This is a genomic window from Streptomyces sp. LS1784 (genome assembly GCF_020103755.1).
In the GTDB taxonomy this organism is placed as follows: Bacteria; Actinomycetota; Actinomycetes; order Streptomycetales; family Streptomycetaceae; genus Kitasatospora.
The window spans coordinates 26791-38311 of the sequence record NZ_JAHSQD010000021.1; the positions used below are offsets into that span (position 1 = coordinate 26791).

Here is an 11521-nt window from a genome sequence, read left to right on the forward strand (position 1 = left end):
GCCTCGGCAGTACCGGGTCAGGCGTCAGGCGTCGAGCTTCTCGCGCTCGGCCTGCTCGGCCTTCTTCGACGCCCGCAGGCTGGTGAACGTGGTGACGGCCAGCACCACCACGATGAAGCCCAGCGAGAACGGGATGCCGATCTCCGGGGCCCACGTCGCGCCCGCCTCGTGCGCGGCGTGCAGCACCAGCTTCACGCCGATGAAGCCGAGGATCACCGACAGGCCGTACGACAGGTGGACCAGCTTCTTCAGCAGGCCGCCGATCAGGAAGTACAGCTGGCGCAGACCCATCAGGGCGAAGGCGTTGGCGGTGAAGACGATGTACGGGTCCTGGGTGAGGCCGAAGATGGCCGGGATCGAGTCCAGCGCGAACAGCACGTCCGTAGTGCCGATCGCCAGCATGACGATCAGCATCGGGGTGATCAGCCGGCGGCCGTTCTCCCGGACCAGGAGCTTGGTGCCGCGGTAGCCGTCAGTGGACGGGAAGCGCCGGGTGATCGACTTGAGCAGGCGGTTCTCCTCGAACTCCTCGTCCTCCTCCTCGGCCCGCGCCTCCTTGACCAGCTTCCAGGCCGTCCAGATCAGGAAGCCGCCGAAGATGAAGAACACCCAGGAGAACTCGGAGACCAGCGCGGCGCCGCCGGCGATGAACACCGCCCGGAGCACCAGCGCGATGATCACACCGAACATCAGCACGCGCTGCTGGTAGATCTTCGGGACGGCGAACTTGCCCATGATCAGGATGAACACGAAGAGGTTGTCGACACTGAGCGACTTCTCGGTGATGTAACCCGCGAAGAACTCACCCGCCGGCTCGGCGCCGGAGTGCCACCAGAGGAAACCGCCGAAGATCAGCGCCAGCACGACCCAGACGACCGTCCAGATCCCGGCCTCCTTGATCGAGACCTCGTGCGGCTTGCGTCCACCGATGAAGAAGTCGGCCACGATCAGGGCGATCAGCACACCGATCGTGGTGACCCACATGGTTACGGAAACGTCCACTACTGCTCCTCCGGCAGCTAGGCGAGACAGTCATCGTCACTGCCGGAGGTCTCTTCCGCCCGCCGGGCAAAGCCACGTCGGACCAGCGCCCCGGGGTGCCGCGACGGGCACCCGTGATGACGGGGTCGGCTGTCGAGGAATACTCCCCTCCGCTGCCGTCGAGAGTAACAGGGAGGGCAAGGAAAGGTAAAGAAGGTAAAGAACCGTCAGAGATACGGCTCGATCGCCGGCAGCAGGTCCTGGAAGGTGCGCCCCTTCGCCGGCGCGCCGATCGCCTGCATCTCCCAGCCGCCGTTGCCGTCCCGGACCACCTTGGCCATGATCTGCCCGGTGTGCGGCCCGCCGCCCGCCAGCTCGTAGCGGGCCAGCTCCAGCCCGGTGGTCTCGTCCACCAGCCGGCAGTGCGCCCGCTGCACCTCGGCGAAGGTCTGCCCGGTGTACGAGCTCACCGTGAACACCACCTGGGTGATGTTCACGGGCACGTGCACCAGGTCGACCAGGATCGCCTCGTCGTCCTCGGCCCCGGAGCCGCCCTCCAGGTTGTCGCCGGTGTGCCGGACGGAGCCGTCGTTGCTCTCCAGGTGCGAGAAGAACACCACGTCGGACGGGGTCTTCTCGGCGTACAGCAGCGCCGAGGCGTCCAGGTCGATCTTCCGGGTGCGACTGCCGAACAGCCCGCGCTTGGGGGCGGCCTGCCAGCCGAGGCCCATCCGGACCACGGTCAGGGCGCCGCCCTGCCCCTTCTGGAGGCTGACCCGCTGCCCCTTGGCCAGGTTCACCGACACGACGTTGTCCTCTCTGCCGGCCGCGCGGTCACACCCGCGCGGCTCCACGGTGGAACACCCCGTCGCCGTCCCCCGGCTGAGGCCCCCTCTGCGTACGGCCCGCCACCCCGTCCCGAGGGCACGATGCCGCAGGCCAGCCTAGGGCCTGCGGCACCCCGGCCTCCCCCGGGTTTCCCCGTTTGTGGCAAGGCTGAGACACCCGTGGGCTTGACCGGTGTCATTCCGGCCAAGCCCGGTCGCCGCTCGGGTGCGCCCCTCCGGTACGCCTACGCCACACCGGCCTCGCGCATCTGCCGCAGTTCCTTCTTCAGTTCCTTGACCTCGTCGCGCAGCCGGGCCGCGACCTCGAACTGGAGGTCTGCGGCGGCCGTGTGCATCCGGTCGGTCATCTCCTGGATCAGGTCCGCCAGCTCGGCGGCCGGCAGGGACTTGGCCGGCTTGCGCTCCGCGCCCAGCGACGGCACCGGGGCCTTGCCCTTGCCCTGGTTCCGGTACCCGGTGGAGAGCAGCTCGTCGGTGTCCACGTCCTCGCGGGCGAGGGTGTCCAGGATGTCGCCGATCTTCTTGCGCAGCGGCTGCGGGTCGATCCCGTGCTCCTTGTTGTAGGCCTGCTGCACGGCCCGGCGGCGGTTGGTCTCGTCGATGGCCTTCTCCATCGCGGGGGTGATCTTGTCCGCGTACATGTGGACCTGGCCGGAGACGTTACGGGCGGCGCGGCCGATCGTCTGGATCAGCGAGGTGCCGGAACGCAGGAAGCCCTCCTTGTCCGCGTCCAGGATCGCCACCAGCGACACCTCGGGCAGGTCCAGGCCCTCGCGCAGCAGGTTGATGCCGACCAGCACGTCGTACCGGCCCGCCCGCAGCTCGCGCAGCAGCTCCACCCGGCGCAGGGTGTCCACGTCGCTGTGCAGGTACCGGACCCGGATGTCCAGGCCGAGCATGTAGTCGGTGAGGTCCTCGGCCATCTTCTTCGTCAACGTGGTGACCAGGACGCGCTCGTCCCGCTCGACCCGCTTGCGGACCTCGTGCACCAGGTCGTCGATCTGGCCCTCGGTCGGCTTGACGATCACCTCGGGGTCGATCAGGCCGGTCGGGCGGATGATCTGCTCGACCTGGCCGTCGCCGCGCGACAGCTCGTACGGGCCGGGCGTCGCCGACAGGTAGACGGTCTGGCCGATCCGCCCCAGGAACTCCTCCCACTTCAGCGGGCGGTTGTCCATCGCGGAGGGCAGCCGGAAGCCGTGCTCGACCAGGGTGCGCTTGCGCGAGGCGTCACCCTCGTACATCGCGCCGATCTGCGGGACGGTGACGTGCGACTCGTCGATGACCAGGAGGAAGTCCTCCGGGAAGTAGTCGAGCAGGGTGTTCGGCGGGGAACCGGGCTCACGGCCGTCGAAGTGCATCGAGTAGTTCTCGACGCCCGAGCAGGTGCCGATCTGGCGCAGCATCTCGATGTCGTAGGTGGTGCGCATCCGCAGCCGCTGGGCCTCCAGCAGCTTGCCCTGCTTCTCCAGCCGGGCGAGCGTCTGCGCCAGCTCCGTCTCGATGCCGTCGATCGCGCGCTCCATGCGCTCGGGGCCGGCCACGTAGTGCGAGGCGGGGAAGACGTAGACGGAGTCGTCCTGGCTGATGATCTCGCCGGTGAGCGGGTGCAGGGTGTACAGCGCCTCGATCTCGTCGCCGAACATCTCGATCCGGACGGCGAGCTCCTCGTAGACCGGGAAGATCTCGATGGTGTCGCCGCGGACCCGGAAGGTGCCGCGGCTGAAGGCCACGTCGTTGCGGGCGTACTGGATGTCGACGAAGCGGCGCAGCAGGTCGTCCCGGTCGATCTCCTGGCCGACCTTGAGCGGCACCATCCGGTCCACGTACTCCTGCGGGGTGCCGAGTCCGTAGATGCAGGAGACCGAGGCGACCACGACCACGTCCCGGCGGGTGAGCAGCGAGTTGGTCGCCGAGTGGCGCAGCCGCTCGACCTCCTCGTTGATCGAGGAGTCCTTCTCGATGTAGGTGTCCGTCTGCGGGACGTACGCCTCGGGCTGGTAGTAGTCGTAGTACGAGACGAAGTACTCGACCGCGTTGTTCGGCAGCAGCTCGCGGAACTCGTTGGCCAGCTGAGCGGCCAGCGTCTTGTTCGGCGCCATCACCAGGGTGGGCCGCTGCAGTTTCTCGATCATCCAGGCCGTGGTGGCGGACTTGCCGGTGCCGGTGGCACCGAGCAGCACGACGTCCTTCTCCCCTCCCCTGATCCGCCGTTCCAGCTCGGCGATCGCCGTCGGCTGGTCGCCGTTCGGCTGGAAGGGGCTGACGACCTCGAAGGGCGCCACGGACCGCTCAATACTCGTGATGGGACGCACGCCTCCACCGTACGACCCACGACTGACAGGAGGGGCCTACTTGGCGCTGTCCCGGGCGAGGGCGACCAGGCGGGAGATGGCGCGCAGGTACTTCTTGCGGTAGCCGCCGCGCAGCATCTCCTCCGGGAACACCTGGTCGAAGGGCAGGCCGGAGGCGGTGATCGGCAGCTCGCGGTCGTACATCCGGTCGGCCAGCACGACCAGGCGCAGCGCGGTGGACTGGTCGTCGACCTGCTTGACGCCGCGCAGGCAGACCGCGGTGACGTCGTCCAGCAGCGCGCCGTAGCGGCTGGGGTGGACGGCGGACAGGTGGGCGAGCAGGGCGTCGAAGTCGTCCAGCGCGGCGCCGGGGATGCGGGCCGCGGCGGCCTCGACGGCCTCGTCGGAGTACGGCGGCGGGGCGTCCGGCAGGCCGCGGTGGCGGTAGTCCTGGCCGTCGATCCGCATCGGGCGGAAGTGCGCCGACAGGCCCTGGATCTCGCGCAGGAAGTCGGCGGCGGCGAAACGGCCCTCGCCGAGCTTCTCCGGCAGGGTGTTCGAGGTGGCGCACAGCTTCACCCCGTTGTCGACCAGCCGGCCGAGCAGGGTGGAGACCAGCACGGTGTCGCCCGGGTCGTCCAGCTCGAACTCGTCGATGCAGAGCAGCTTGTGCCCGGAGAGGGTCTGCACGGCCTGCTGGAAGCCGAGCGCGCCGACCAGGTTGGTCAGTTCGACGAAGGTGCCGAAGGCCTTGGGGCCGGGGGCGGCGTGCCAGAGCGAGGCGAGCAGGTGGGTCTTGCCGACGCCGTAGCCGCCGTCGAGGTAGACCCCGGCCGGGCCGGTGGGCGCGGGGGCGGAGCGGCGGAACCAGCTGCGCTTGGGTGCGGAACCGTTTCCCCCGACAAGGGTGGCCGCGAACTGCTCCAGGACCTGGACGGCCTCGTACTGGCTCGGCTGGGTCTGGTCCGGGATGTACGTCCCGAAGCTCACGTCGGCGAACCGGGGCGGCGGGACCATCTCGGCGACCAGCCGCTCGGCGGGCACGACGGGGCGGCGGTCGGTGAGCGCGATCGGGGAGCCGGACGCGTGTGCGGCGGCTATCGGCTCGGTCGCGGCGGCGGGGTGGGAGGCTGCGGGCACATCAGTAGAGGGTACGCCTGCCCTGTACGCCGTCCGAACGACCCACGGTCCACGGTGGAAGACTGGGGACATGCAACAGTTGATCAGCCCGCTGAGCGCGACGCTTGCCGATCCCGCCGCGCTGGAATCGCTCGCCGCCCTCTACGCGTACCCCGAACAGGTGAATCAGGGGCGCCCCTGGCTGCGCGCCAACATGGTGTCCGGCCTCGACGGCGGGGCCAGGCTGGACGGGCTGTCCGAGGGGCTCTCCGGCGACGCCGACAAGCGGATCTTCGGGGTGCTGCGGGCGCTGTCGGACGTGGTACTGGTGGGCGCGGAGACGGTCCGCGCCGAGGGCTACCGTCCGGCCCGGGCGCGCAAGGAGTTCGCGGCAGCCCGGGCCGCGGCGGGGCAGGCGCCCGCCCCGGCGATCGCCGTGGTGAGCCGCTCGCTGCAGCTGGACCTGACCGCGCCGCTGTTCACCGAGCCGCTGGTCAGGACGGTGGTGATCACCACCGGGGACGCCCCCGCGGAGCGCCGCCGAGCGGTCGCCGAGGTGGCCGACCTGGTGCTCGCCGGCACCGGTTCGGTGGACCTGCGGGCGGGCGTGGCGGCCCTGGCCGAACGGGGCTGGACCCGGCTGCTGACCGAGGGCGGCCCGCGCCTGCTGGGGCAGATCACGGCGGCCGGCCTGCTGGACGAGCTGTGCCTGTCGCTGGCGCCGCTGCTCACCGGGGGCGACGCGCCGCGCATCCTCCACGATGCGCGAATGCCGGACGTGCAGCGGATGCGGCTGGTCTCATTGATCGAGCAGAAAGGATTCCTCTTCACCCGCTACCTGCGTTACCCGGGTTCGGATGACCCCGTGACCCCCCGATCGTGATCCCGTTATGCGATGCCGGGGCCCGGGGGCCGGCCACTGGAAGGGATTCACGTGTTCAAGACGGTACTGATGATCGAAAAGGCTCTCTCCGACGCGGACGTGGAGCTCGTCACCACGCTCCACGGCGAGGAGGAGGTGTCCTTCGTCGTCCTGATGCAGCCGCGCGGCAAGCAGGACGAACTGCTGCGAGCGCTCGACGACGTCGCCCTCGGCCACCTCGACAAGGTGGTGCACGAGCACGACGAGTCCGAGAGCGGGCCGACCGTGGCCACCGAGTCGCTGGAGCACAGCCTGCGCCACCTGCGCTCGGCCGGGACCGAGGCGGTGGGCGAGCTGGTCGAGGAGAAGCCGCTGGAGCGGCTGCGCGCGGTCGTCGAGGAACACCGGGCGGACGAGGTGGTGGTGCTCACCTCACCGCACTTCGTCGAGGAGTTCTTCCATCGCGACTGGGCCTCCCAGGCCCGGCACAAGGTAGGGGTCCCGGTGCTCAGGCTGTTCGCCAGCGACTCCTAGCCCGGCGCGCCGGTGGTGCAGAATCGTCCTTGCGGTCCGCCCGCGAGGACGATTCCGTCTTCCCGTCCCGTCCGCCCGACCTGTCTGCCCCCGCCCGTACGGAGCCACGCCTTGAACGACGCCGCGCACGACCTGCACGCCCCGCACTTCATCGGCATCGGCGGCGCCGGGATGTCCGGCCTGGCGAAGATCCTCGCCGTGCGCGGGGCCAGCGTCTCCGGCAGCGACTCCAAGGAGTCCGAGACCGTCCTCGCGCTGCGCGCCCTCGGCGCCACCGTGCACGTCGGCCACGCCGCCGAGCACGTGCCGGACGGCACCAGCAGCGTGGTCGTCTCCAGCGCGATCCGCGCCGACAACCCGGAGCTGGTGGCCGCCCACGAGCGCGGCATCCCGGTGGTGCACCGCTCCGACGCGCTGGCCGCGCTGATGGGCGGCCGCCGGGCGCTGGCGGTGGCCGGCACCCACGGCAAGACCACCACCACCAGCATGCTCGCCGTCGCCCTCGGCGAGCTGGGCCTGGACGCCTCCTACGCGATCGGCGGCGACCTCGACGCGCCCGGCTCCAACGCCCACCACGGCACCGGCGAGATCTTCGTCGCCGAGGCGGACGAGAGCGACCGCAGCTTCCACAAGTACGCGCCCGAGGTGGCGATCGTGCTCAACGTGGAGCTGGACCACCACGCCAACTACGCCTCGATCGAGGAGATCTACGAGTCCTTCGAGACCTTCGTCGGCCGGATCGTCCCCGGCGGCACCCTGGTGGTCTCGGCCGACCACGACGGCGCCCGCGAGCTCACCTCCCGGGTGGCCGGCCGCGAGGGCCTGAACGTGGTGACGGTCGGCTCCGCCGAGGACGCCGACCTGCGGGTGCTGTCGGTGGTCGCCCACGGCATGACCAGCGAGGTCACGGTGCTGCTGGACGGCGCCGAGCTGGCCTTCACCGTCTCGGTGCCCGGCCGGCACTACGCCCACAACGCGGTGGCCGCGCTGGCCGCCGGCGTCGCGCTGGGCGTCCCGGCCGCCGACCTGGCCAAGGCGCTCGGCGCCTACACCGGCGTGCGCCGCCGCCTCCAGCTCAAGGGCGAGGCCGGCGGGGTCCAGGTGATCGACTCCTACGCCCACCACCCCACCGAGATGACCGCCGACCTGGAGGCGATCCGCGAGGGCCTGACCGGCGAGGGCCGGGTGCTGGTGGTCTTCCAGCCGCACCTGTTCAGCCGCACCCAGCAGCTCTCCGAGGAGATGGGCCGGGCCCTGGCGCTGGCCGACGCCTCGGTGGTGCTGGACATCTACCCGGCCCGCGAGGACCCGATCCCCGGGGTGACCAGCGAGCTGATCGTCGACGCCGCCCGCCGGGCCGGCGCCGAGGTCACCGCCGAGCACTCCTTCGCCGCCGCCCCCGCCCTGCTGGCCGGCCTCGCCCGTCCCGGCGACCTGCTGCTCACCATGGGCGCCGGGGACGTCACCAACCTCGGGCCGGCCATCCTGGACCACCTCGGGGGAGGCCTGGCCCACCTCACGAACGTTGCTTCCAACGTCTGACCCGTACGTACACCGCGACCGGGAGCCCGTGATGAGCTACGAGATCGAGAAGACCGAGGCCGAGTGGCGCGCCCAGCTCAGCCCCGAGGAGTACCACGTACTCCGCGAGGCGGGCACCGAGCGCCCGTTCACCGGTGAGTACACCGACACCAAGACGGTGGGCGTCTACAGCTGCCGGGCCTGCGGGGCCGAGCTGTTCAGCTCCGGGACCAAGTTCGACAGCCACTGCGGCTGGCCGTCCTTCTACGATGCGCGCGACTCCGACGCCGTGGAGCTGCTGGAGGACAACAGCCTCGGCATGCGACGTGTCGAGGTGCGCTGCGCGACGTGCGGCGGGCACCTCGGGCACGTCTTCGAGGGGGAGGGCTACGGAACTCCGACCGACCTGCGGTACTGCATCAACAGCGTCTCGCTGACGCTGAGGCCGGCCGGGTAGGACGACCGGCAGGAGGCCCGGGCACCGTACGGTGCCCGGGCCTGCGCGTCATCCCGCGACCGGTTCGAAGCGGACCGGCAGGTGCATCAGGGCGCGGTGGAACGGGCCCGGGCGCCAGAGCAACTCCTCGGCGGGGGTCGACAGTTCGAGATCACTGAGGCGGCTGCCCAGCTGCTCGACGGCGGTGATCGCGATCAGCAGGGCCGGGTCCCTGGCCGGGCAGGCGTGCGGGCCGGCCGCCCAGGCCAGGTGGGCGCTCTCGCCGCTGCGCAGCCCGCCGTCCCCGGTGGGCGGCGCGGCCTGGGAGTTGGCGGCCGCGTACGAGACCAGGACCAGCGACCCCGCCTTGATCTCCCGGCCGTGGAAGGTGATGTCGTACCGCGGGTAGTGGGCCGAGAGGTTGGCCATCGGCGGCTCGTGCCAGAGCACCTCGTCGATCGCCTGGTGGGCGGTCATCGCGCCGCCGAACAGCGAGCCGGCGTAGCGGGCGTCGGTGAGCAGGCGCAGCAGGGCGTTGCCGATCAGGTTGGTGGTCGGCTCGTGCCCGGCGATCAGGGTCAGGGTGATCTGCCGGATCACCTCGTCGTCGTCCAGCCCGACCGGGTGGGTGACGTACCAGGAGGCCAGGTCGTGCCGGGGGCGCTCGCGGCGCTCGGCGACCATCGCGGTGACCACCGCCAGGAGCTTCCCGTACGAGGCGCCCGCCTGCGCGGTGGACTCGATCAGCCCGGTGATCGAGTCCACCACCTCGGCGCGCTGCTCCTGCGGCACGCCGAACCAGGTGGTGAGCACGAAGGCGGGCAACTGGCGGGCGTACTCGGCGATCAGGTCGGCGTGTCCGGCGCCGGCGAAGCGGTCGATCAGCCGGTGCGCGGTCTCGGCGACCTGCCGCTGGAGCCGATGCGGTTCGAACAGCGCGAGGGCGTCGGTGATCACCGCTCGGTAGCGCGCGTGCGTCTCGCCGTCGCTGAACATGGCGGTCGGACGGTAGCCGAGCATCGGCATCAGCGGGGAGTCCGGCGGGATGGTCCGCTGCCAGGCCCGGGAGTCCTTGGAGAAGGTGTCGGTGTCGCGCAGCAGGTCCAGCGCGGCCTGGTAGTCGGTGACCAGCAGGGCCTGGACGCCGGGCGCGATCTCCACCGGGGCGACCGGGCCGTGCCGCCGCAGCCGCTCGTAGACCAGCTTGGGATCGGCGGCGAAGACCGGCCCGTGGATCGGGGTCGGTCGGGACTCGACGGTCACGGCTGCTCCGGGGTGGCGGGGGCGGCGGCGGGCAGGGCGTCCAGGATGTGCTCGGCCAGCGCGATCAGCGCGTCCAGGCTGCTGTCGCGCTCGCGGGCGTCGCAGAGCAGCAGCGGGGTGGCGGGGTGCAGGTCCAGGTGGGTGCGCAGCACCTCGACCGGGTGGTCCGGTGCGTCGGGGAAGCGGTTGACCGCGACGGCGTACGGCAGTCCCTGCTCCTCGACCATGTCCATGATCTCGAAGGAGTCCGCCAGCCGGCGGGTGTCGGCGAGCACCAGCGCGCCCAGGGCGCCGCGGGCGATGTCCTGCCAGAGCGGGAAGAAGCGGCGCTGGCCGGGAGTGCCGAACATGTAGAGCACGACGTTGCCGGGCAGGGTGAGCCGGCCGAAGTCGACGGCGACGGTGGTGGTGGCCTTCTCGGGCAGGCCGGCCAGGTCGTCCACCGGGCGGCCGGTCTCGGTCATCGCCTCCTCGGTGTGCAGGGTGGCGATCTCGGAGAGGGTGCGGATGAGGGTGGTCTTGCCGACCCCGAACGGGCCGGCCACCACCAGCTTCATCAGCGTCTGGTCCTGGTCGGGCAGGTAGCCCACCCGGCCCGGCTGATCCACCCCTCCGGGCCGGATCGTCTGGTCTTCCGGGTCCGGCCGGCCGGCCGGGTCACCGGAGCGCACGGAGTCCAACGAGGAGCCTCTCGACGATGGAGCGGTCGGTCTGCTGGGCGCGCGGGATCGGCGCGCGGGCGTGCAGGCAGCCCGCCTCGACCAGGTCGGCCGCGAGGAAGACGGTGGCGCTGACCGGCAGGCGCAGGTGCGCGGCGGCCTCCACCACGGTCAGCGCGCCGGGGCGCAGCAGGTCCCAGAGCCGGCGGTGTTCGGGTTCCAGCGCGGCCGGCGGGTCGGCGCGGTCGGCGAACAGCACGGTCAGCCGCTCGAAGCCCTTGGTGCCGGGGCTGCTGCGGCCTCCGGTGGCCAGGTAGGCGGGCACCATCCGCCTGCGGGGGACGGCGGTCATGACCGGCCGTCGTCGTCCTGCCGCCGGGTCGGGCTCGCGAGCGCGCGACCCAGGGCGGCGACCTGCAGCTGCATCTGGTAGGCCACGTTGCCGAGCTGGGCGTCCGGCGAGGTGAACACGGCGAGCGAGGTGTTCTCCCCGGCGGGCACCACGATGGCGTAGCCGAGGTCGGACTCCACCACGGTCTGGGCCAGCCGGGGCCGCTCGGCGTCGGTGAACGCGGTGGTGAAGGCCCGGGCGGCGGCGTGCACGGTGGCGGTCATCGCGGCGACCCGCTCGGCCGAGGCGCGGTCCAGGCCGCCCGAGGCGCCCTCGACCAGGCCGTCCCCGGTGGCGACGACCGCGTGCAGCACCCCCGGCAGCTCCAGCAGCGGGGTCAGCACCCACGAGATCTCGTCGGTGGCGGTCGGGCTGGGCGTGCTGCTCACTGCTCGGCTCCTTCTGAGGTCGGACCGGTGCTCTGGTCACCGGGGTCGCGGCCGGCGGTGGTGCCGCCGGGGGTGCTGGTGGTGTTCGTCGTGCCGGTGATGCTGCCGCTGTCTCCGGGGGCGGCCCGGCCGGGTGCGGCGCCGACGGCCTCCTCGCGGACGGCCCGGGCCACGGCTGCCCGGCCGGAGTCGGTGCCCCGCTGCAGCGCCTGCCAGTGGGCGGC

13 protein-coding genes are annotated in these 11521 nt (G+C 71.5%); 4 read left to right on the plus strand and 9 right to left on the minus strand.

The window, feature by feature from the left end:
• Nucleotides 1-24: 24 nt before the first annotated feature.
• The 4 genes from KS423_RS05130 to zapE form a co-directional block, all read right to left on the minus strand.
• Complete coding sequence (locus tag KS423_RS05130; RefSeq protein ID WP_224275329.1) at nt 25-1002, minus strand: TerC family protein; 978 nt, start codon at nt 1000-1002, stop codon at nt 25-27.
• Between the two features lie 206 nt (nt 1003-1208).
• The gene (locus KS423_RS05135; protein WP_224275331.1) at nt 1209-1787 is read right to left on the minus strand and encodes a TerD family protein; all 579 of its coding nucleotides are present in this window, start codon (nt 1785-1787) and stop codon (nt 1209-1211) included.
• Between the two features lie 266 nt (nt 1788-2053).
• Nucleotides 2054-4144 (minus strand): excinuclease ABC subunit UvrB, encoded by a 2091-nt coding sequence (gene uvrB / locus KS423_RS05140; protein ID WP_224275333.1) that lies wholly within the window; start codon nt 4142-4144, stop codon nt 2054-2056.
• A gap of 36 nt (nt 4145-4180) precedes the next feature.
• Nucleotides 4181-5263, minus strand: coding sequence for a cell division protein ZapE (gene zapE / locus KS423_RS05145; protein WP_374119901.1), 1083 nt, complete (start codon nt 5261-5263; stop codon nt 4181-4183).
• Between the two features lie 70 nt (nt 5264-5333).
• On the opposite strand from zapE, the gene KS423_RS05150 reads away from it, so the two are divergent.
• From KS423_RS05150 to msrB, 4 genes are all read left to right on the plus strand, one after another.
• Nucleotides 5334-6125: a pyrimidine reductase family protein gene (locus KS423_RS05150; protein ID WP_224275335.1), complete on the plus strand. Its 792-nt coding sequence runs from the start codon at nt 5334-5336 to the stop codon at nt 6123-6125.
• 51 nt (nt 6126-6176) lie between these two features.
• Nucleotides 6177-6638 (plus strand): indole-3-glycerol phosphate synthase, encoded by a 462-nt coding sequence (locus tag KS423_RS05155; RefSeq protein WP_224275336.1) that lies wholly within the window; start codon nt 6177-6179, stop codon nt 6636-6638.
• Between the two features lie 111 nt (nt 6639-6749).
• Nucleotides 6750-8180, plus strand: a complete 1431-nt coding sequence (gene murC / locus KS423_RS05160; protein ID WP_374119902.1) for a UDP-N-acetylmuramate--L-alanine ligase — start codon at nt 6750-6752, stop codon at nt 8178-8180.
• 31 nt (nt 8181-8211) lie between these two features.
• The gene (msrB, locus tag KS423_RS05165) at nt 8212-8616 is read left to right on the plus strand and encodes a peptide-methionine (R)-S-oxide reductase MsrB (RefSeq protein ID WP_224275339.1); all 405 of its coding nucleotides are present in this window, start codon (nt 8212-8214) and stop codon (nt 8614-8616) included.
• A 48-nt stretch (nt 8617-8664) separates the two neighbouring features.
• Here the strand turns inward: msrB and KS423_RS05170 are convergent, their stop codons facing one another.
• The 5 genes from KS423_RS05170 to KS423_RS05190 all read right to left on the minus strand — a co-directional run.
• On the minus strand, nt 8665-9858 hold the full coding sequence (locus KS423_RS05170; RefSeq protein ID WP_224275350.1) for a cytochrome P450: 1194 nt from the start codon (nt 9856-9858) through the stop codon (nt 8665-8667).
• Complete coding sequence (locus KS423_RS05175) at nt 9855-10415, minus strand: ATP/GTP-binding protein (protein ID WP_224275370.1); 561 nt, start codon at nt 10413-10415, stop codon at nt 9855-9857. Before KS423_RS05175 ends, KS423_RS05170 begins: the two co-directional genes overlap by 4 nt.
• Nucleotides 10416-10515: 100 nt before the next feature.
• Nucleotides 10516-10869, minus strand: a complete 354-nt coding sequence (locus KS423_RS05180) for a DUF742 domain-containing protein (RefSeq protein WP_224275352.1) — start codon at nt 10867-10869, stop codon at nt 10516-10518.
• The gene (locus KS423_RS05185) at nt 10866-11297 is read right to left on the minus strand and encodes a roadblock/LC7 domain-containing protein (RefSeq protein WP_224275354.1); all 432 of its coding nucleotides are present in this window, start codon (nt 11295-11297) and stop codon (nt 10866-10868) included. The genes KS423_RS05180 and KS423_RS05185 overlap by 4 nt, the downstream gene beginning before the upstream one ends.
• Nucleotides 11294-11521 (minus strand): hypothetical protein (locus KS423_RS05190; RefSeq protein ID WP_224275356.1); only part of this gene is annotated, 228 nt, incomplete at its 5' end. The genes KS423_RS05185 and KS423_RS05190, both read right to left, overlap by 4 nt.

What these genes read in the sequence shown, in the direction of transcription:
- KS423_RS05150 (WP_224275335.1), top strand. Translation starts at nt 5,334, where the DNA reads ATGCAACAGTTGATCAGCCCGCTGAGCGCGACGCTTGCCGATCCCGCC.
- msrB (WP_224275339.1), top strand. Translation starts at nt 8,212, where the DNA reads ATGAGCTACGAGATCGAGAAGACCGAGGCCGAGTGGCGCGCCCAGCTC.
- KS423_RS05175 (WP_224275370.1), bottom strand. Translation starts at nt 10,415, where the DNA reads ATGAAGCTGGTGGTGGCCGGCCCGTTCGGGGTCGGCAAGACCACCCTC.
- KS423_RS05180 (WP_224275352.1), bottom strand. Translation starts at nt 10,869, where the DNA reads ATGACCGCCGTCCCCCGCAGGCGGATGGTGCCCGCCTACCTGGCCACC.